This is a genomic window from Bradyrhizobium sp. ERR14 (assembly GCF_014198235.1).
Classification (GTDB): Bacteria; Pseudomonadota; Alphaproteobacteria; order Rhizobiales; family Xanthobacteraceae; genus Bradyrhizobium.
This window is the reverse complement of record NZ_JACIHD010000005.1, coordinates 317,501-338,067: the sequence shown is the minus strand read 5'-3', so window position 1 is coordinate 338,067 and position 20,567 is coordinate 317,501. Positions and strand designations below refer to the sequence as shown.

Here is a 20,567-nt window from a genome sequence, read left to right as displayed (position 1 = left end):
CGCGCGCGTCCGACAGCGATAGCGGAAGCTACGCCGCTTGATCACTCTCCGCGAAGGTCACGGTCTCGGCCACGCTGGCGCGCGAGGTGCGGTAGCTGTTGACCTTGTGAGCGTCGTCGGCATAGCCGAACGAAATGCCGCAGACGACGCGGCGATCATCGGGCAAATTGAAGTGGCGGCGGATCAGCCCGGAATGCCGCGCGAGCGCCGCCTGCGGAATCGTGCCGAGCCCGAGCGCCTGCGCAGCCAGCATGAAATTGGAGACATAGGCGCCACAATCGATCGCACCGTAAATGCCGAGCGGCTCGTTGGTGTGAATGATGGCGACATGCGGCGCGCCGAAGAAATTGTAGTTCTCCAGCGCCTGCCTGGCGTAGGCGCCTCTGTCGCCGCGGGCGATGCCGAGCGTGTTGTAGAGCTGAAAGCCGCTTTCGCGGCGGCGTTCGAGATAAACACCGACATATTCGCGCGGCGGGGTGAAATCGTAATCGTCGCCGAGCCCGCCTGAGGCCTCCGTGTAGATCAGCTTCCGGAAGCGCTCCTTGGCCTCCCCACTGGCGATGATCACCTGCCAGGGTTGGCTGTTGCACCAGGACGCGGTGCGCTGCGCGGTGGTCAGCACATGCTCGATGGTCCCGCGGTCGACCTCTTTGGGAAGGAAGGCGCGGACGGAGTAGCGCTCGTTGAGGAGCTCTTCGAGCACGCCGATGCGATCGTTCTGTCTGACTGTAGCGTCCATGGTTCAGCTCGCGCTCTTCTCGTAGGGTGGGCAAAGGCGCATCGCGCCGTGCCCACCGACAGGCTTGCTCCGGAGCATCTGCATATGGTGGGCACGCTTCGCTTTGCCCACCCTACGAGATACAGCGAGAGGTGAGATCATCGCCCCTTGGTCGGGATCTTGTTATACGGCACGTCCTTGTCGACGCGGATGTCGCCGGGCAGGCCCAGCACGCGCTCGGCGATGATGTTGCGCAGGATCTCGTCGGTGCCGCCGGCGATGCGCATCGAGGGCGAGGACAGCAGCATCTGCTGGAACTGGCCCTGCACGGTCTCCTCGTCGTTGCCGGTGAGCACACCGGCCGCGCCCTGGAGGTCCATGGCGTAGGTCGCGATGTCCTGCAGCATCATGCCCGAGACCAGCTTGCCGATCGAGTTCTCCGGACCCGGCCGCTCGCCCTTCGACAGCGCCGAGATCGTGCGATAGCTGGTGTATTTCAGCCCGCTCGACTTCGCCGCCCAGCTCGCCAGCTTCGAGCGCACCGCCGGATCGTCGATCGCGAGGCCATCTTCCAGCATCAGGTTGGAGCAGAACTCGAACATTTCAGGCACGCCGGTCGCAAGGCGCGAGCCGATCGACATGCGCTCGTTCATCAGCGTGGTCAGCGAGACGCTCCAGCCCTCGCCGACGGCCCCTAACCGCTGGCTGTCGGGGATGACAACGTCGGTGAAATAGACCTCGTTGAACTCCTGCATGCCATTGGCCTGCCTGATCGGACGAACCTCGACGCCGGGGCTCTTCATGTCCAGGAAGAACATGGTGAGGCCCTTGTGCTTGGGCACGTTCGGATCGGTCCGCGCGATCAGGAGACCGTAGTCGGAGTAATGCGCGCCAGAGGTCCAGATCTTCTGGCCGTTGACGACCCAATTGTCGCCCTTCTTCTCCGCGCGGGTGCGCAAGCCGGCGACGTCCGAGCCGGCAGACGGCTCGGAGAACAGCTGGCACCAGATCTCCTCGCCCGAAGCCAGCTTCGGCAGATAGCGGCGCTTGGCGTCCTCGCTGCCGAACGCCATCACGGTCGGGCCGCACATGCCTTCGCCGATCTGGAACGGCTGCGTCAGCTTGCCGTAGACACCCTCCTCCTGCTGCCAGATCACCTTCTCGATCGGCGTCGCGCCACGGCCGCCATATTCCTTCGGCCAGTGCAGGCAGGCCCAATTGCCCTCGAATTTCTTCTTCTGCCAGGCTTTGCCGACCTCGACGATATCTTGCTTGGCAAGCCGAATGCGGCCGAGCGAGGATTTTGAAAGCTCGGCGTGCAGCTCCTTCGGCGCATTGGCCTCGACCCATTGGCGCGCGGTCTGGCGGAATGCGGCTTCCTGCGGGGTGTCGTCGAAATTCATAACGGCCCTCTCGATCCTTGATCAGTGCGTAGGGTGGGCAAAGCGAAGCGTGCCCACCACCTTCTCTCGATAGACTTCGTGGGCACGGCGCGTGCCGCGCCTTTGCCCACCCTACGATTCTAGCCTCTTCCCTTCGTCGGGATCTTGTTGAACGGCACGTCCTTGTCGACACGGATATCACCGGGCAGGCCCAGCACCCGCTCGGCGATGATGTTGCGCATGATCTCGTCGGTGCCGCCTTCGACACGGGTGCCGGGCGCGCGCAGCAGCATCGCCTGGAAACGGCCGGCCAGCTCGCCATCCTCGCCGCTGACGACGCCGCTCGCACCCTGCAAATCCAACGCGTAGGTCGCAACGTCCTGGATCATCGAGCCCGCCACCAGCTTGCCGATCGAATTCTCCGGCCCCGGCCGCTCGCCTTTCGACAGCGCCGAGATCGCGCGCATGCTGGTGTATTTCAGCCCGCTCGCCTTCACCGCCCAGTTCGCCAATTTCGAGCGCACCGCGCGATCCTCGATCGCCGGACCATCGTCGAGCATCAGGCTGGAGCAGTACTCGAACAACTCAGGAAAGCCTGTCGAGACGGCCGCGCCGATCGCGCTGCGCTCATTCATCAGCGTGGTCAGCGAGACGTTCCAGCCGTCACCGACCTCGCCGAGGCGCTGATGATCGGGAATGCGGACATTGGTGAAATAGACCTCGTTGAAGTCGGAGGCGCCGCTGGCCTGCTTGATCGGCCGCACCTCGACGCCGGCGCTCTTCATGTCCAGGAAGAACATGGTGAGGCCCTTGTGCTTGGGCACGGTGGGATCGGTGCGCGTCAGCAGGATGCCGTAGTCGGAATAATGCGCGCCCGAGGTCCAGATCTTCTGCCCGTTGATGACCCAGTCGTCGCCGTCCTTCTCGGCGCGCGTGCGCAGGCCCGCGACGTCGGAGCCGCCGGCGGGCTCGGAGAACAGCTGACACCAGACCTTCTCGCCGGAAGCGAGCGGCGGCAGATAGGTGCGCTTATGCTCCTCGCGCGCGAACGCCATCATGGTCGGCCCGCACATGCCGTGGCCGATGATGAACATGCGGGACAACTGGCCGTACGGCCCTTCTTCCTGCTGCCAGATCACGCGCTCGATCGGCGAGGCGCCGCGCCCGCCATACTCTTTCGGCCAGTGCAGGCAGGCCCAGCCGGCGTCGGCCTTCTTCTTCTGCCAGGCTTTTGCGACCTCAAGAATGTTGGCGTTCTTGAGCACGGTGCGGCCGAGCGAGGATTTGCGCAGCTCTTCCTCGTATTGCGTGGGCGCATTCGCACCGATCCAGGCGCGGGCGGTGGCGCGAAATTCGGCTTCCTGCGGGGTGTCGTCGAAGTTCATGGTCGTCTTCTTACCTTCGTAGGGTGGGTTAGCTGAAGGCGTAACCCACCTCTTTGGTTTCCTCGTCGACGGAAGTGGTGGGTTACGCCCAGCGGATCGCGCTTCGCGCATCCGCAGGACTAACCCACCCTACGAACCTAATTACGCCGCGTTCTTCTTCCGCATGCGGTCGATCAACTGGTCTTCCCAATAGGACAGGCTCCCCAGCCCCAGCGCCATCGCGTTGGCGCGGCGGTAGTACATGTGGCAGTCGAACTCCCAGGTGAAGCCCATGCCGCCGTGAACCTGGATGTTGTTCTTGGCGCAGTGCTGGAACGCCTGCGTCGCGCTGATGCGCGCGGCAGCAGCGGCTTCCGGCAATTCAGCCGCGTTGGTCGAGAGCGCCCAGGCGCCGTAATAGCTGTTCGAGCGCGCCAGCGTGGCCGAGACATACATGTCGGCGAGCATGTGCTTCACCGCCTGGAACGAGCCGATCTGGCGGCCGAAGGCGATGCGGTCGAGCGCGTAGTCGCGGCCCATCTCCAGCGCGCGGTCGGAACCGCCGACCTGCTCGAACGCGCACAATACCGCGGCGCGGTCGAGCACCTGGGCGAGGATGCTCCAGCCTTCGCCGGCAGCTCCCAGTGGCTCGGCCTTGCAGTCTTTGAAGGTGATCTCGGCCTGCCCGCGGGTCGGATCGAGATTGGTGAGGCTTTTCACCTCGACGCCGCCGGCTTTGAGATCAACCAGGAACAGCGAGATATCACCGTCGCGTCCGCTCGAACCTGTGCGCGCAGCAACCACGGCGAAGTCGGCAATCGCACCATCGGCGACCGGTTTCTTGACGCCGTTGAGCACGCCGTTCGCAGCCGTCAGCTTGACGTTCTTCGGCGCGGGATTGCCCTTGCCCTCGAACAGCGCCAGCGTGCCGATCGCCTCGCCCGAGGCAATGGCCGGCAGCCATTTCTTCTTTTGCGCGTCGCTGCCGGCGAACAACAGCGCTTCGGCGGCGAGATACACGGTCGACGAGAACGGCACCGGCGCGTTCGCGCGGCCCATCTCCTCGGCGATCACGCAGAGCTCGAGATGACCGGCGCCGGCGCCGCCGAACTCCTCGGGGATCGCGACGCCGAGGAAACCCATTTCGGCGAGGCCCTTCCAGAGCTCCTTGTCGTAAGGCGCCTTGCCGTCGAGCACCACACGCACCGCCTTGGGCGAGCATTTTTCCGCGAGGAATTTGCGCGCCTGATCGCGGAGCTGCTTCTGGTCGTCGGAGAAGTCGAAGTTCATGGCGCGTACCCGTGTTGATGATGTCGATTACTTGAGAACGATGACGTCTTGATCCGGCTTGTCGGCATACAGCCGCTCCACCAGTGCGGCGCGGCGTTCGAGGCCGGCACGCTGATTGATGTAGCCCTTGTCGGTGAGCTCGTTGCCGTCGATCGAGGGCGGCTCGACCATCAGCATGGCCCGCGCGATGATGCGGCTGCTGGCGCCCTCGCACTCCTTGTTGTGAGTTTCCAGCCCGCGCCTGAAGCAGGCGACGACCTCCGGGTGCTTCACTGCATCCTCGAAGTTCAGCTCGGGATTGCCGACAAGTTGCCGGCAGGCGTGCAAATTGGGCCAGGCCAACAGGCCGATGAACGGGCGGTCCTGCCCCGCGACCAGCGCATCGTGCACGACAGGCGTCGCAGCTGCGATCGTATCGGTGCGGAGCGAACCGACATGCACGAAGGTGCCGGTGGTGAGCTTGAAGTCTTCGACCACGCGACCTGCAAAGATGATGCCCTTCACCGGATCGGAATCGTCGACGAAAACGCCGGCATCACCGATGCAGTAAAAGCCTTCCTCGTCGAACATCTGCTTCGTCAGCTCCGGCTGGCCGAAATAACCGGGCGCGACGTTGACGCCGCGCAGCCGCAATTCGTATTTCGAGCCGCACGGCACCATCTTCAACTCGACACCGGGGAACGGCAGGCCGATCAGGCCGACGCGCTCGGTGTCCCAATAAGTTCCGGTCGAGGTCGGCGCGGTCTCGGTCGAGCCCCAGCCGGTGTAGAACACGATGCGCTCGCCGGTGGTCTTCACCGCGAGGGCCTGCATGCGGTCGTAGAGATCGTCAGGCAGGCGCGCGCCGCCATAGGCCATGATCGAGAGGTTCTTGAAGAACGAGCGGCAGAGCGCGTCGTCCTTCTCCATGGCGGCCGCGAGCGCGGCATAGCCGGCCGGCACGTTGGCGTAATAGGTCGGCGATATCTCGCGCAGGTTTCGCAGCGTCTCCTCGAACTGGCCCGGCATCGGCCGGCCGTCATCGATATAGAGCGTGCCGCCATCGACCAGGATCGGGTGGAACGCCGCGTTGCCGCCCATGGTGTGATTCCAGGGCATCCAGTCCAGCATGGTCGCAACAGGGCCATCAGGCGAACGTGGCCGCACCTGCATCATCATCGCCGCATTGGCGCACATCATCTTCTGCGTGTTGATGACCGCCTTGGGCATGCCGGTCGAGCCTGACGTGAACAGCAGCTTGCCGACGGTGTCGGGCGTGATCTTCGCGATCGACTCCTCGACGTCCTCGGTCACCGGAGTTGCCGCGAGCTCAGCAAAGCTGACGCTCTTGATACCCTCACATGGCCGCGCGACGTGAACCACGGTGACGCCGGCGAGGTCGATCGCCTTCAGTGCCTTCTCGAAGGTCGGGCCGTCCTGCACCATCACCACGGCCGGCTTGATCAGGTCGAACAGGTATTTCAGCTTGACGTGATCGTGGCTCATCAATGAGTAAGCCGGCGAGACCGGCGCTGCCGGGACGCGCGCCTGCATCGCGGCCTGCGTCATCAGCGCATGCTCGATCGAATTGCCGGAGAGGATCGCAACGGGGCGGCCGTCGAGTCCGAGGTTGAGCAGACCTTGCGTCAGCGCATCCACAGTGCGCTTGGCTTCGCCATAGGACACCTTGCGCCATTCGCGATTGGGACCACCGCGCTGAGCGAGCCAGATGCGCTCGGGCGCTTCCTTCGCCCATTTCGCCAGCGAGGCCGGGATGTGCTTCTCGTAAGGCTGCAGCGGAATGCGCGACTTCAGCACCACCGTGCCTTCGCTGCGACGCTCGACGTCGATGTCGCGCGCGAGCCACTCGATCTTGCGAAAGGCGGGCTTCGTCATCACGGCCGCCGCGCTTCCACTCATTTTGCGTCTCCCGGAATTATCGTCCTTTGCGGATCGTTCTCATTCAGCGCTTGATATAGACAGGCTTTCGCTTCTCAAGGAAGGCCCTGATGCCTTCCGAAAATTCCTCCGAGCGGCTGCACAGGACCTGGTTGCGATCCTCCATCGCGATCGCCGCCTCCAGCGATCCCGCATCGACGCTCATGTTGAGACATTCCTTGGATAGCCGCAGGCCCACGGGCGAGGCCGTCATCATCGCCTCGACATAAGGCTCGGCCGCGTCATCGAGCCTGTCCTCGTCCACGACTTCCGAGACGAGGCCGACCGCCAGCGCGCGCTCGGCGCCGATGAACCGGCCCGTGAGGATCAGTTCCGACGCCACGGACACGCCGACCAGCCGCGGCAGGAAATAGCTGGTGCCGATGTCACAGCCACCGAGGCCGAGCTTGATGAAGGCGCAATTCATTCGCGCCGATCTCGTCGCGATGCGGATGTCGGAAGCCAGCGCCAGCGCAAATCCGCCGCCGGCGGCCGCACCCTGCACCAGCGTCAGGATCGGCTGCGGACAACGTCGCATCAGCATCACGATGTCAGCGATGCGGCGCTGCGAGTCCAGCGACTCCGTGACGCCAGGCGGCTCCTGTTGCCCGGCACGGCGGGCCATCGCCGCCTTGAGATCGAGGCCTGCGCAGAAATTCCGGCCGGCGCCCTTCAGCACCACGACACGCGTGTCACGGTTGCGTTGAAGGCCCTGGAAGTAGTCGTTGAGCGCGTCGATCAGCGCCGGATCGAGCGCGTTGAGCTGTTCCGGCCGATTGAGCGTCACCCGGTCGACGCCGTCGTCATGCTCGATCAGCAGCGGTTGGGACATGGGGGCCTCGTGCATCCGCTCTTTGGGTGGCGGTTATTGCGCCCTCTCCCCTTGTGGGAGAGGGCAAGATCGCTGTCAGCCTAGAGTTCACTTGGGTGAGGGGTCTGTCTCCGCAGACGAGATCGGGGAGAGAAACCCCTCATCCGGCGCTTCGCGCCACCTTCTCCCACAGGGGGAGAAGGAAGAAGAGCGCCGCTTACCTCGGCGCCATGCGGATGGCGCCGTCGAGGCGGATGGTCTCGCCGTTCAGCATTGCGTTCTCGACGATGTGCACCGCGAGCGAGCCGTATTCCTTGGCATCGCCGAGGCGCGAGGGATGCGGCACCTGCGCGCCCAGGCTCTTGCGGGCTTCCTCGTTCAGCCCCATCAGCAGCGGCGTGAAGAACAGGCCGGGCGCGATGGTGTTGACGCGGATCTTCTGGCTGGCGAGGTCGCGCGCGGCCGGCAGGGTCAGGCCGACGACGCCGCCCTTCGAGGCCGAATAGGCGATCTGGCCGATCTGGCCTTCATAGGCCGCGACCGACGCCGTGTTGATGATGACGCCACGCTCTTCACCGACGGGTTCGATCGTGACGAGGCGCTCGGCGAACAGCCGCAGGCAGTTGAAGGTGCCGATCAGATTGACGTTGATGATGCGCGCGAACTTTTCCAGCGGATAGACGCCGTCGCGGCCGACGATGCGCTGCGAGCCGCCGATGCCGGCGCAGTTCATCAGCACCCGCGCAACGCCATGCGCGGCTTCCGCCTTGGCGATCGCGGCCTTGATCTGCTCTTCGCTGGTGACGTCGGCATGGAGCGCCACGCCCTTCACCTCGGCCGCGACCTTCTCGGCATTCTCTTTGTTTTGGTCGATCACGCCGATCCTGGCGCCCTTGGCCGCCATGGCGCGGGCGGTCGCCTCGCCGAGGCCCGAACCACCGCCGGTGATGAGAACGGCTACGTCTTTCAATTCCATGACAGGCTACCTTTCCTTGGACGTTTCTTCTCTAGACTTGAGAGTTGCGGCCGGATCATCCGGCCGCGGCAGCTTCCCCGGCTTGCGTGAGGATGCCGCCGCAGATCAGCGTTTCCATGTGCTTGATATATTGCCGGCAGACGTCGTCGGTGACCGGGCCGACGCCGGTCGCGCGAGACATCGCGTGCCGGCCGAAGAACAGATGATCGCAGGCGCCGATCAGGCTGGTGTAGAACAGCACCGGATCGGTCTGGCGGAACTCGCCGCGGCTGACGCCCTCGGCGAGCAGGCGGCGGTGAAAGTCCAGCAGCGGGGCGACGAAGAATTTTGAAACTTCGTCCGCGGAGCCGGCGACGCTCTCATGCAGGAGATAGTGGATCAGCCGGTTCATATAGGGGAACCGGTGATAGGCGCGGATGATGCCGCCGATATGCAGCTTGAGCTTCGCCGTCGCCGTGATCGGCTGCGCCAGCAGATATTCGAGATTGGACATCTCGGTCGCGGCATCTCGCGCGAGCAGAGCCAGCAGCAGCCCGTCCTTGTTGCCGAAGTGATATTTGACCAACGCGGCGTTGGCGCCCGACTTCTGCGCGATGTCGCTGAGCGAAATCTCGATCGAGGAGCGTTCGATCATCAACTCGCTCGCGGCCACGAGCAATTTCTCTGCCGTGGAATTTTTTCCGCTGGGGAGCCTGTTCGGTACGCTGGTAGCCACGGAGATCCCTGAATGCACCTCGATAGGCGCGCAGATAAGCCCAAGCAGCGCCTCATCACAAGAATTAATTGATCGATTGACTAAATGATCTTGCGTCCCTTAAATCCGCCCCGACAACCGACCCAATCAAGAATTCAGGGAGAGACCGACATGGCCGAGGCTTACATCGTCGCCGCTGCGCGTACCGCGGGCGGGCGCAAGGGGGGCCGTCTCGCCGGCTGGCATCCGGCCGATCTCGCCGCAAAAGTGCTGGACGAGTTGGTCGACCGCACCAAGGTCGATCCGGCGCTGGTCGAGGACGTGATCATGGGCTGCGTGATGCAGGTCGGCGAGCAGTCCAACAATGTCGCGCGCAACGCGATCATGGCCTCGAAGCTGCCGGAGAGCGTGCCGGGCACCTCGATCGATCGCCAGTGTGGCTCCTCGCAGCAGGCGCTGCACTTCGCCGCGCAAGCCGTGATGTCCGGCACCATGGACGTCGTGATCGCCGCCGGCGTGGAATCGATGACGCGGGTGCCGATGGGCCTGTCCTCGCAGCTCGCCGCCAAGAACGGCTTCGGCCATTACAAGAGCCCGGGCATCGAGGCGAGATATCCCAACATTGTGTTCAGCCAGTTCACCGGCGCGGAGATGATGGCGGAGAAGTACGGCCTGTCGAAGGATGATCTGGACGAATATGCCTATAACAGCCATCAGCGCGCGATCGCGGCGACCCAAGCCGGCCACTTCAAGAAGGAGATCGTACCGCTCGAGATCACCCGCGCCGACGGCTCCAAGGACACCCACCACATCGACGAGGGCATCCGCTTCGATGCCACGCTCGAGGGCATCAAGGGCGTCAAGCTGATCGCCGAGAACGGCAAGCTGACCGCGGCCAGCGCCAGCCAGATTTGCGACGGCGCCTCGGGCGTCATGGTGGTCAACGAGCGCGGCCTCAAGCAGCTCGGCGTCACACCGCTGGCGCGCATCCATCACATGACCATGACCGGCGGCGATCCCGTGATCATGCTGGATGCACCGCTGCACGCCACCAAGCGTGCGCTGGAGAAGGCCGGCATGAAGATCGGCGACATCGACCTGTTCGAGGTCAACGAGGCCTTCGCCTCGGTGCCGACCGGCTGGCTCAAGACCACCGGTGCAGATCCGGCCCGCCTCAACGTCAATGGCGGCGCCATCGCGCTCGGCCATCCGCTCGGCGGCTCCGGCACCAAGCTGATGACGACGCTGGTTCACGCCCTGCACCAGCGCGGCAAGCGCTATGGCCTGCAGACCATGTGCGAAGGCGGCGGCATGGCGAACGTGACGATTGTCGAGCGACTGTAAGAAAAAACAAAAGCGAGTAGTGAGTGGCGAGTAGCGAATGGTGAGTAGGCGAAGAGCGGTTGCCCTTCTCCCCTATTCGCCACGCGCTACTCGCCATTCGCGTTTTGAGGAAACGCCATGACTCACCCCTCCATCCATGCCCGCACCACGCCCGACAAGATCGCCTACCAGATGGCCGGCACCGGCAAGGCGATCACCTATCGCGAGCTCGACGAGCTTTCGAACCAGGGCGCGCATTTGTTCCGCTCGCTCGGCCTCAAGGCCGGCGACCACGTCGCGCTGCTGATGGAGAACCGCCTCGCCTTCATGGAGCTGTGCTGGGCCGCGCAGCGGAGCGGGCTCTACTACACAGCGATCAGCCGATATTTGAAGCAGGACGAGATCGACTACATCATCGCCGATTGCGGCGCCAAGGTCGTGATCACGACGCCGAAATGCGCCGACCAGATCAAGGGCCTGATCAAGGGCGCCGCCGGCGAGCCGATCTTCTACATGATGGACGAGCCGCTGCCCGGCTTCCGCTCCTACGACGAGGAAGCAGCAAGTCAGCCGATCACACCGATTGCCGACGAGATCGCCGGCTATGACATGCTGTATTCGTCCGGCACCACCGGCCGGCCCAAGGGCGTCAAGAAGGCGTTTGAAGGCAAGACCATCAACGAGCCGAACCCGCTTCTGCGCGTGCTCTGCGCCGACATGTGCGGCATGAACACCGAAAGCACCTATTTGTCACCGGCGCCGCTCTATCACGCTGCTCCCTTGCGCTTCAACATGATGGCGATCGTGCTCGGCGGCACCTCCATCATCATGGAGCATTTCGACGCCGAGGAATTCCTGACGCTGGTCGAGAAATACAAGGTGACGCAGTCGCAGCTGGTGCCGACCATGTTCGTGCGCATGCTGAAGCTGCCGGACGAGATCCGCGCGAAGTACAACGTCTCCACGCTCAAGGGCGCAATCCACGCCGCCGCCCCCTGCCCGGTCGACGTGAAAGCGAAGATGATCGAATGGTGGGGGCCGATCCTGATCGAATATTACGCCGGCTCGGAAGGCAACGGCGTCACCGTCTGCAGCTCCAAGGAATGGCTGGCGCATCGCGGCAGCGTCGGTCGCGCCGTGGTCGGCAAGATCAAGATTCTCGACGAGAACGACGAAGAGCAGCCGACGGGCGAGATCGGCACGGTCTATTTCGCCGACGCTCCGGCGTTCACCTATCACAACGACCGCGAGAAGACGAAGAAAGCCTACAACGCCAAGGGCTGGTCGACGCTCGGCGACGTCGGCTATCTCGACAAGGATGGCTTCCTCTATCTCACCGACCGCAAGTCCTACATGATCATCTCCGGCGGCGTGAACATCTACCCGCAGGAGACCGAGGACGTGCTGATCACCCACCCCGATGTCGCCGACGTTGCGGTGTTCGGCGTCCCGAACGAGGAGATGGGCGAAGAGGTGAAGGCAGTGGTGCAGCCGCACGACATGAAGCGTGCCGGCAAGGCGCTCGAGGCCGATTTGATCGCCTACTGCAAGGGCCGCCTCTCTGCCATCAAGTGCCCGCGCTCGATCGATTTCGAAGCCGAGCTGCCGCGCACGCCCACGGGCAAGCTGGTGAAGCGGCATTTGCGCGACAAATATTGGCCGAAGACGGCGGCGAAGATCTAGCGGAGGTCTCGTAGGGTGGGCAAAGGCGCGAAGCGCCGTGCCCACGACGTCTCTATGTTGCGACGAGACGGTGGGCACGCTCCGCTTTGCCCACCCTACGGCACGGGTGCAAGCCGCCTCAATCGAACAAACTCGGCGTATGGTTCACCAGCGCGCCTTCGATCTCGAGCATCTTCAGCTTCGTCACCACGCCGCCATTCGCCGAGAAGCCGCCGGGCTTGTTGCCGGCAGCCAGCACGCGATGGCAGGGCACCACGATCGGGCACGGATTGTGGCCGAGCGCCTGGCCGACGTCGCGCGAGAGCTGGACGCCGCCGAGCTGCTTGGCGATGTCGCCATAGGTGAGGGTCTTGCCGGGCGGGATGGCGCGGGCGATCGCGTAGACGCCGCGGTTGAACTCGGGCACGCCGTCGAGATCGAGCTCGATATCGGTGAGGTCATCCGGCTCGCCTGCGAGCAGTTTTGTCATGCGGTCGATCGCCTGCTGCACCTCGGCGGTCGGCTCGGTCTCAACGGCATCACCGTGGCGCTGGCTGATACGGGTGCGGATCTTCTGCTCGCCGCCCATCGGCAATTGCGTGCCGTTGATGCCGCGCGGGCCCCAGGCGATGGCGCAGAGGCCGATCCTGGTATCGAACAAGGCAAAGTGCTGGTCGGTCATGGCTTGGTTCCTGAGCTTGCGTTGCCGTCGCATGCCCCCAATGTGATCTCGGACCAAATCTAGGCTTGGAAATAGTTGCGATCCACCCGGTTTCCGGGAATCTTGCACAGGAGTTCCCATCCCTTCGCGAGCCCGGAATGCAAAGCCTCCACGTCAACGGTTACGACATGCCCTATCTCGACGTGGGCGAGGACAGCGGCCGGCCCCCGCTGGTCTGCGTGCACGGCTCGCTCAACGATTTCCGGGTCTGGGGCTGTGTGCTCGGCCCGCTGTCGCAACGGCACCGGGTGATCGCGGTCAGCCTGCGGCACTTCTTCCCGGCGCGATGGGACGGCATCGGCGACACCTACTCGATCGCCCAGCATGTCGACGATGTCATCGCCTTCATCGAAGAGCTCGACCTCGGGCCCGTCGACCTGATGGGCCATTCCCGCGGCGGGCACATCTGCTTCCGCGTGGCGCAACGGCGGCCGGATCTGCTGCGGCGGCTGATCCTCGCCGAACCCGGCGGCGAGCTCGATGCGAGCCTCGATCCCGACTATGTCGGCGGGCCCTCGCCGCTCCTGGCGCGGTTCACGGCCTCGGCCGAGAAGATCGCGGCCGGCGACGTCGACGGCGGCCTTGCCGTGTTCGTCGACACGCTGGAAGGCGCCGGCACCTGGCCGCGGCTGCCGGCCCTGGTGAAGCAGAATTTGCGCGATAATGCCTTTACGCTGATCGGCCAGGTCCGCGACAACCGTCCGCCGTTCTCGAAGGCGGATGCGGAGGCGATCAAGATACCGACGCTATTCGTCCTGGGGGCGCGAACCAAAGGCCTGCTGCCGAAAGTACTGCATGCGCTCGCTGCGCACGTGCCCTATTCCAAGACCGCGATCATCCCGAATGCGACGCATCCGATGTTCGAGCAGGCGCCGCAGAAATACTCCGAAGTGGTTCTCGACTTCCTGGCGAGCTGATCATGCAGACATTCCGCGTCAACGGTTACGACATGGCCTATCTCGAAGTCGGAGAGGGCCATCCGCTGGTCTGCGTGCACGGCACATTAGGGGATTTCCGGACCTGGTATTCGGTGCTCGGCCCGCTCTCGAAATCCCATCGCGTGATCTCGGTTAGCCTGCGGCATTTCTTCCCCGAACATTGGGATGCCGTCGGCGACGACTACAAGATGGCGCAGCACGTTGCCGACACGATCGCTTTCATCGAGCAGGTGACGCCCGCACCGATCGACCTGATGGGGCATTCGCGCGGCGGCCACATCGCCTTCCGCGTGGCGCAGGCGCGGCCTGATCTGGTGCGGAAGCTGGTGCTGGCCGAGCCGGGCGGCGATCTCGATGCATCCCTGCCGGTGCCGAAAGGCACGCCCGCGCATCCGCCGCTGGCGGCGCGCACCGCGCGCTCGGTCGAGATGATCCGCGCCGGCGATATCGAAGGCGCGCTGCAGAATTTCTACGAGGGCATCGAGGGTGACGGCTCGTGGCGGCGCGTGCCGGCAGCGGCAAAGCAGCAGCTGCGCGACAACGCGCTCACCTTCCTTGGCCAGATCAACGAGCAGCGCCGGCCCTACACGCTCAGCGATGCGCAGGCGATCCGCACGCCGACGCTGCTGATCGGCGGCGGCGCGACGACGGGAAGCCTGTCGGTGATGTGGCGCGTGCTGGCCGCGCACATCGCGGGCGCGCAAACGGCAGTCATTCCGAACGCCGGCCACTGGATGTTCGAGCAAGCGCCACTGGAGTTCGGCGAGGTGGTGAACCGGTTCTTGGCGGAGTAGGTGCTCTCGTCGCCTCTCCCCGCAAGCGGGGAGAGGCGAGGGAAAGAGACCTCACACCTTCCACACGCCGACCGGCATCTTGATCGTTGCATTCAGCCGGTTCCAGACATTGATGGTCGCGATCGACAGGATCAACGTTGCGAGCTCGCGTTCGTCAAAGTGCTTGGCGGCCTCGTTCCAGATCGCGTCGGGCACCGGATCCTCGCGGTCGGCGAGGCGCGTGACGGCCTCGGTCAGCGCCAGCGCGGCGCGCTCGGCGTCGGTGAAATAGGGCGCATCGCGCCAGGCGGACACGGCAAACAGGCGCTCGTCGGTCTCACCGAGCTTGCGGGCGACCTTGGGGTGCATGTCGACGCAGACACTGCAACCGTTGATCTGGCTGGCGCGGAGGTGCACCAGTTCCAGGAGCTTTTCCGGCAGCCCCTGCTTGGTCAGATTGCCGAGGGATTGCAGGACATTCATGGCCTCGGGGAGGACCATGACAGGGTGATTCATGCGGGCGTGCATCTTTTTCGTCTCCATCGCTCGAATGTCGAAGGTTCCGGTCACATCGGCCGGATTGGCTTCGTCATGGGCATGACGGATCGCGACGAGGGAATGTGACCGATGACCGAAAAAAACTTCGAAGACGATTTTCTCAGCCACCAGTTCGAAGCCAGCCGGGACCATTTGCGCGCGGTCGCCTACCGCATGCTGGGCTCTGGCGCCGAGGTCGACGATGCCGTGCAGGAGGCCTGGCTGCGGGTCAGCCGCTACGACATGTCCGATGTTGCGAATTTGCGCGGCTGGTTGACGACCGTGGTCGCGCGCATCTGCCTCGACATGCTGCGCGCACGGAAGTCGCGCAAGGAAGAGCCGATGGGCCCGCATGTGCCCGAGCCGCTCGACGAGACGCGGGAGCGCGAGGCGGAGATGGCCGATTCCGTCGGCGCGGCGCTGCTCGTCGTGCTCGAGACCTTGCAGCCGGCGGAGCGGCTCGCCTTCGTGCTGCACGACATGTTCGCAGTGCCCTTCGAGGAGATCGCGCCGATCGTCGGCCGCTCGGTCGACGCATCGCGGCAGCTCGCGAGCCGGGCGCGGCGGCGCGTGCAGGGGGCGCCGGTGCCCGAGACCGACCTGTCGCGCCAGCGCGGAATCGTCGATGCCTTTCTCAAGGCGTCGCGCGAAGGCAATTTCGAAGGGCTGCTCGCGGTGCTCGATCCCGACGTCGTCTTCCGCGCCGATCAGGCCGCGGTGCGGCTCGGCACGCTACCGGAGATCCGGGGCGCGGATGCGGTCGCACAGCTTTACAAGGGCCGCGCCCAGGCCGCGCGGACGGCACTGGTCGACGGCGAGATCGGCGTTGCCGTCATCCTCGGTGGCCAGCTGCGCATCGCGCTGCGCGTGACGTTCAAAGGCGAACGCATTGCCGGAATCGAGGCGCTGGCCGATGCGGAGGGGATCGCCGCGCTGGAGGTGGAAGTGCTGGAGGGTTGAGGCGAAGGTTTTTCCGCGAAAGCAACCCCATGCACAGTAGACGGATATAGCGATATCAATGACTTAGTGAAGCCGGGCGGCGCCTTGGGCGCGGGCGCGCAGCCCGTCTTGACGCCATCCCCCTCCCGCGATACCTTCGAATACGGAATTCCGTATTCCCTCGCAGGAGTTGCCGGCGTGATTCCTCTCGACCCGCTCCCGAACCTGATCGACCAGGTCTATGCCCGCATCCTGGAGGCGATCTCCGACCGCACGCTTGAGCCCGGCCAGCGCATCCGGCAGAACGAGCTCGCCGACAAGCTTGGCGTGTCGCGCCAGCCTGTCTCGCATGCGCTGCACCTGCTGCACCGCCAGGGCCTCGTCGCCGAGAGCGGCAAGCGCGGCTTCGAGGTCACCCAGCTCGATCCCGCGCGCATCCGCCAGCTCTACGAGGTGCGCGGCGCGCTCGACGCGCTGGCCGCGCGGCTTGCGGCGAAGCGCGCCGCCAGCGACGCGGCAGGACGCGCACGGCTGGAGGCTGCGTTCGCCGCGGGGCGCGGCATCGACCGCAACACGACACTCACTGAACTGATCGTGCTCGACGTGGATTTTCACCGCGCGATCTATCAGCTCGCCGGCAATCCCGTGATCGAGGAGACGATCGCGCCGCAATGGCCGCATATGCGGCGTTCGATGGCGACAGTGCTGTCGGAGCTCGACTATCGCGGCAGCGCCTGGGCCGAGCACGCCGATATCGCCGGACACATTCTCGCGGGCGACGCGAAGGCCGCCGAAGCCGCCGCGCTGGCGCATGCGCAGACGGCGGGACGGATGACCGAGGAGAGATTGAGGGCGACGGAGGAAGCGGCGGCGTAGCGATTTGCGCTGTCATTCCGGACGCGCGACGCGCGACTACGGTGCGCAAGTGCGCACCGGAGCTCGGTCCTGCGGACCGCCCCGGGACGACGAAACGACAAAATAGACAAAACAGGAGGAAACGACCCATGAAACTGTCTCAGGAGCAATTGGAGTTCTTCCACCGCGAGGGCTGGCTGTTCCTGCCCGAGCTGTTCAATCAGGAGGAGGTCGATCTGCTGGCGCGCGAGGCGGTCGGCATCTACGACGCCAACCGTCCTGAAGTCTGGCGCGAGAAGAGCGGCGCGCCCCGCACGGCGTTTGCCGCGCATCTTTACAACGAGGCGTTCGGCCTCCTCGGCGCGCATCCACGCATGATCGACCCGGTCGAGCAGCTGTTCGGCGAGCCCGTCTACATGCACCAGTTCAAGATCAACGCGAAATCGGCCTTCACCGGCGATGTCTGGCAATGGCACCAGGATTACGGCACCTGGAAGCGTGACGACGGCATGCCGGAGCCGCGCGCCATGAACATCGCGATCTTCCTCGACGAGGTGATGCCGATCAACGGGCCCCTGATGTTGGTGCCGCGCAGCCAGAACGCCGGCGATCTCGAAGCCTCGCACGACCTCGCCACCACCTCCTATCCGCTGTGGACGCTGGACGAGGCGACGGTGACGCGCCTCGTCGCGCAGGGCGGCATCGTGGCGCCGACCGGCAAGCCAGGCGGCATGCTGATGTTCCACGGCAATCTCGTGCACGGCTCGGCCGGCAACATCACGCCCTTCCCGCGCAAGATCGTGTACCTGACGCTGAACGCGGTCTCGAACTACATCCGCAGCCCGACGCGGCCGGACTACATCGCACATCGCGACTTCGCCCCGATCAAGACGGTGGACGACGACGCGCTGCTGCGGCTTGCCCGTGCGCCGCGGCAGGCGGCGGAGTAAGTAGGTCTCGCGCCCCGGACGCAGCGCAGCGCTCCTTCAGCGATGCGCTGCTGAGCCGGGGCCCATGCCGCGCTGATAGTTTCCTTTCTGGATCCCGGCTCTGCGCAGCAGCACTACGTGCTGCACCGCGTCCGGGACACGACCATTACCAGGACAATCCCCCATGAACCTCTTCCGCCTCCTCCAGGCCCGCGCGTCCGCCGGCAAGCCGGTCCGGGTCGCATTGATCGGCGCGGGCAAGTTCGGCTCGATGTTTCTGGCGCAGGTGCCGCATACGCCGGGGCTGGAGGTGCCCATCATCGTCGACATCGACCGCGACCGCGCGCGCGAGGCCTGCGGCACCGTCGGCTGGAGCGCCGAGCGGATCGCCGCAACCGTCTTCACCGATGACGGCGCGCGCGCCATCGCCGGCGGCGCCATGGACGTGGTTGTGGAGGCGACCGGAAATCCCGCCGTCGGGATCAGGCATGCGCGCGCCGCGATCGCGGCGGGCAAGCATATCGTGATGGTGAATGTCGAGGCCGACGTGCTGGCAGGTCCGCCGCTCGCCGAGGAAGCGCGCAAAGCGGGCGTGGTCTATTCGCTCGCCTATGGCGACCAGCCGGCGCTGACCGCCGAGATGGTCGACTGGGCCCGCGCCACCGGCTTCCGCGTCGTCGCCGCCGGTAAAGGCACAAAATATCTGCCGGCCTATCACGACGTGACGCCTGACGGCGTCTGGCAGCATTACGGCCTGACCGCAGGCGAAGCGCAGTCGGCCGGCATGAATCCGCAGATGTTCAACTCCTTCCTCGACGGCACCAAATCGGCGATCGAGATGGCCGCGATCGCCAACGCCTGCGCCCTCGACGTGCCCACGGACGGCCTGCTGTTTCCGCCCTGCGGCGTCGACGATCTGCCGCACATCATGCGGCCGCGCTCGCATGGCGGCGTGCTGGAGCGGCCGGGCGTGGTCGAGGTCGTCTCCTCGCTCGAACGCGACGGAAGGCCGGTTTTTCGCGACCTGCGCTGGGGCGTCTATGTCGTGCTGGAGGCGCCGAACGACTATGCCGCTGACTGCTTCCGGCAATACGGCCTCAAGACCGACGGCAGCGGACGCTATGCTGCGATGTACAAGCCGTATCATCTGATCGGGCTCGAGCTGAACATCTCGGTGCTGTCGGCGGCGCTGCGGGGCGAGCCGACCGGCCAGGCCAGCGGCTTCCGCGGCGACGTTGCGGCAGTGGCCAAGCGCAATCTGCGCGCGGGCGAGATGCTCGACGGCGAAGGCGGCTATACGGTGTGGGGCAAGCTGGTACCGGCGGCCGCGAGCCTCAAGGCCGGCGCGCTGCCGATTGGCCTCGCCCACCGCCTGAAGCTGAAGCACGACGTCGCGCACGGCGCGGTGGTGCGCTGGAGCGACGTCGAGTTCGACGCCGGCAACGAGACGGTGAAGACGCGCAAGGCGATGGAGGCCGCGTTCGCAGCGCAGCATTGAGCGGCGCCACCGCAAGCTCAACCAAAGTGCGCTTGATTTGCGATCCCCCTTTGGTCATCCTGCACCTCGATCCGGGAACATAGAATTTCGGACGCAATAAAACGTCGGCCACCGGCGAAGACAAAGCGACGACAAGATCGCGATCCCTCGTCGAGGACTCGACAGGACAGGGAGGGACTACATGGAACGTCGTAAATTCCTGACGGCGGGCGGGCTGGGCCTGGCCGCGAGTGCCGTTGCCGCGCCGGCCGTTGCGCAGTCGATGCCCGAGGTGAAATGGCGGTTAGCTGCGAGCTGGCCGAAATCACTCGATACGCTCTATGGCGGCTGCGAATATTTCTGCAAGCGCGTTGCCGAGATCACCGACAATCGTTTCCAGATCCAGCCCTTTGCCGCCGGCGAAATCGTGCCGGGCCTGCAAGTGCTCGACGCCGTGTCCAACGGTACCGTCGAGATGGGCAACACCGCGCTCTATTATTATTGGGGCAAGAACCCTGCATTTACCTTCGGCACGTCGCTGCCGTTCGGTCTCAACACGCGCCAGCACATCTCCTGGCTGATCTGGAACGGCGGTCAGGAGATGCTCAACGATCTCCTGAAGGAGCACAATGCCATCGGTGTCCCCACGGGTTCGACCGGCGCCCAGATGGGCGGCTGGTTCCGCAAGGAGATCAAGACCGTCGATGATCTCAAGGGCTTGAAATTCCGCGTCGGCGGTTTCGCCGGCACCATCATCGCGAAGCTCGGCGGTGTGCCGCAGCAGATCGCGGCCGGCGATATCTATCCCGCCCTGGAGAAGGGCACGATCGACGCGGCGGAGTGGGTCGGGCCGTATGACGACGAGAAGCTCGGCTTCGTGAAGGTGGCGAAGTATTATTACTATCCGGGCTGGTGGGAAGGCACCGGCCAGGGCCATAACCTCATGAACCTCGAGAAGTGGAACGCGTTGCCGAAACATTATCAGGCGGCGATCTCGACGGCCTCGCTCGACACCTTCACCTGGGTGACCGGCAAGTACGATTCGGTAAATCCGCCTGCGCTCAAGCGGCTGCTCGCCGCCGGCGCGATCCTCAAGCCGTTCCCGCAGGAGGTGCTCGAAGCCTGTTACGGTGCGGCCAACGAGATCTATGCTGATCTCGCCAAGACCAATCCCCATTTCGGCAAGATGTACTCGAGTCTCACCGCTTATCGAGCCGATTCGCTTGCCTGGATGCAGGTGGCAGAACTCAGCTTCGACAGC

At 64.8% G+C, this 20,567-nt stretch carries 19 protein-coding genes (1 of these 19 cut by a window edge); 9 read left to right on the top strand and 10 right to left on the bottom strand.

Going from position 1 to position 20,567, the window contains the following annotated elements; genetic code table 11:
* Nucleotides 1-28: 28 nt before the first annotated feature.
* The 8 genes from GGD62_RS17620 to GGD62_RS17585 all read right to left on the bottom strand — a co-directional run bounded on the left by GGD62_RS17620 (nt 29) and on the right by GGD62_RS17585 (nt 9,173).
* Entirely contained in the window at nt 29-739 is a 711-nt protein-coding gene (locus tag GGD62_RS17620) for a nitroreductase (protein ID WP_183709191.1), read from the bottom strand.
* Nucleotides 740-876: 137 nt separating this feature from the next.
* Complete coding sequence (locus GGD62_RS17615; RefSeq protein ID WP_092255604.1) at nt 877-2,121, bottom strand: acyl-CoA dehydrogenase; 1,245 nt, start codon at nt 2,119-2,121, stop codon at nt 877-879.
* 119 nt (nt 2,122-2,240) lie between these two features.
* Nucleotides 2,241-3,485 carry an acyl-CoA dehydrogenase gene (locus GGD62_RS17610; protein ID WP_183709189.1) on the bottom strand — a complete coding sequence of 415 codons (1,245 nt, stop codon included), beginning with the start codon at nt 3,483-3,485 and terminating at the stop codon, nt 2,241-2,243.
* A 141-nt stretch (nt 3,486-3,626) separates the two neighbouring features.
* Nucleotides 3,627-4,754 carry an acyl-CoA dehydrogenase family protein gene (locus GGD62_RS17605; protein ID WP_183709187.1) on the bottom strand — a complete coding sequence of 376 codons (1,128 nt, stop codon included), beginning with the start codon at nt 4,752-4,754 and terminating at the stop codon, nt 3,627-3,629.
* A 27-nt stretch (nt 4,755-4,781) separates the two neighbouring features.
* Nucleotides 4,782-6,653, bottom strand: a complete 1,872-nt coding sequence (locus tag GGD62_RS17600) for an AMP-binding protein (RefSeq protein WP_183236654.1) — start codon at nt 6,651-6,653, stop codon at nt 4,782-4,784.
* Nucleotides 6,654-6,696: 43 nt separating this feature from the next.
* Complete coding sequence (locus GGD62_RS17595) at nt 6,697-7,503, bottom strand: enoyl-CoA hydratase/isomerase family protein (protein ID WP_018316222.1); 807 nt, start codon at nt 7,501-7,503, stop codon at nt 6,697-6,699.
* A 196-nt stretch (nt 7,504-7,699) separates the two neighbouring features.
* On the bottom strand, nt 7,700-8,458 hold the full coding sequence (locus GGD62_RS17590; RefSeq protein WP_018316223.1) for an SDR family NAD(P)-dependent oxidoreductase: 759 nt from the start codon (nt 8,456-8,458) through the stop codon (nt 7,700-7,702).
* A gap of 55 nt (nt 8,459-8,513) precedes the next feature.
* Complete coding sequence (locus GGD62_RS17585) at nt 8,514-9,173, bottom strand: TetR family transcriptional regulator (protein WP_177237074.1); 660 nt, start codon at nt 9,171-9,173, stop codon at nt 8,514-8,516.
* 150 nt (nt 9,174-9,323) lie between these two features.
* Between GGD62_RS17585 and GGD62_RS17580 the strand changes: the two genes are divergently transcribed.
* Together GGD62_RS17580 and GGD62_RS17575 are read left to right on the top strand one after the other, a co-directional pair.
* Nucleotides 9,324-10,496 (top strand): acetyl-CoA C-acetyltransferase, encoded by a 1,173-nt coding sequence (locus GGD62_RS17580; RefSeq protein ID WP_183709185.1) that lies wholly within the window; start codon nt 9,324-9,326, stop codon nt 10,494-10,496.
* A 117-nt stretch (nt 10,497-10,613) separates the two neighbouring features.
* Complete coding sequence (locus GGD62_RS17575; protein ID WP_183709183.1) at nt 10,614-12,158, top strand: acyl-CoA synthetase; 1,545 nt, start codon at nt 10,614-10,616, stop codon at nt 12,156-12,158.
* A gap of 118 nt (nt 12,159-12,276) precedes the next feature.
* Here GGD62_RS17575 and GGD62_RS17570 read toward each other — a convergent pair whose 3' ends face one another.
* Nucleotides 12,277-12,819 (bottom strand): methylated-DNA--[protein]-cysteine S-methyltransferase, encoded by a 543-nt coding sequence (locus tag GGD62_RS17570; RefSeq protein ID WP_179731842.1) that lies wholly within the window; start codon nt 12,817-12,819, stop codon nt 12,277-12,279.
* A gap of 137 nt (nt 12,820-12,956) precedes the next feature.
* Between GGD62_RS17570 and GGD62_RS17565 the strand changes: the two genes are divergently transcribed.
* Both GGD62_RS17565 and GGD62_RS17560 read left to right on the top strand, forming a co-directional pair.
* Nucleotides 12,957-13,775, top strand: coding sequence for an alpha/beta fold hydrolase (locus GGD62_RS17565; RefSeq protein ID WP_183709181.1), 819 nt, complete (start codon nt 12,957-12,959; stop codon nt 13,773-13,775).
* Nucleotides 13,776-13,777: 2 nt separating this feature from the next.
* Nucleotides 13,778-14,590, top strand: a complete 813-nt coding sequence (locus GGD62_RS17560) for an alpha/beta fold hydrolase (protein WP_183709179.1) — start codon at nt 13,778-13,780, stop codon at nt 14,588-14,590.
* Between the two features lie 51 nt (nt 14,591-14,641).
* On the opposite strand, the gene GGD62_RS17555 is transcribed toward GGD62_RS17560, so the two are convergent.
* Nucleotides 14,642-15,097 carry a carboxymuconolactone decarboxylase family protein gene (locus GGD62_RS17555; RefSeq protein WP_183709177.1) on the bottom strand — a complete coding sequence of 152 codons (456 nt, stop codon included), beginning with the start codon at nt 15,095-15,097 and terminating at the stop codon, nt 14,642-14,644.
* A 99-nt stretch (nt 15,098-15,196) separates the two neighbouring features.
* On the opposite strand from GGD62_RS17555, the gene GGD62_RS17550 reads away from it, so the two are divergent.
* The 5 genes from GGD62_RS17550 to GGD62_RS17530 all read left to right on the top strand — a co-directional run.
* Nucleotides 15,197-16,066, top strand: a complete 870-nt coding sequence (locus GGD62_RS17550; protein WP_092255632.1) for a sigma-70 family RNA polymerase sigma factor — start codon at nt 15,197-15,199, stop codon at nt 16,064-16,066.
* Between the two features lie 177 nt (nt 16,067-16,243).
* On the top strand, nt 16,244-16,921 hold the full coding sequence (locus GGD62_RS17545) for a GntR family transcriptional regulator (protein WP_183709175.1): 678 nt from the start codon (nt 16,244-16,246) through the stop codon (nt 16,919-16,921).
* Nucleotides 16,922-17,049: 128 nt separating this feature from the next.
* Nucleotides 17,050-17,850: a phytanoyl-CoA dioxygenase family protein gene (locus tag GGD62_RS17540; RefSeq protein WP_018316233.1), complete on the top strand. Its 801-nt coding sequence runs from the start codon at nt 17,050-17,052 to the stop codon at nt 17,848-17,850.
* A 163-nt stretch (nt 17,851-18,013) separates the two neighbouring features.
* Nucleotides 18,014-19,327 (top strand): NAD(P)H-dependent oxidoreductase, encoded by a 1,314-nt coding sequence (locus GGD62_RS17535; protein WP_183709173.1) that lies wholly within the window; start codon nt 18,014-18,016, stop codon nt 19,325-19,327.
* Nucleotides 19,328-19,508: 181 nt separating this feature from the next.
* Nucleotides 19,509-20,567, top strand: the 5' portion of a protein-coding gene (locus GGD62_RS17530) for a TRAP transporter substrate-binding protein (protein ID WP_018316235.1). It continues 30 nt past the right edge of the window; 1,059 of the gene's 1,089 nt are visible here — the first part of the coding sequence; the start codon lies at nt 19,509-19,511; the stop codon falls past the right edge of the window.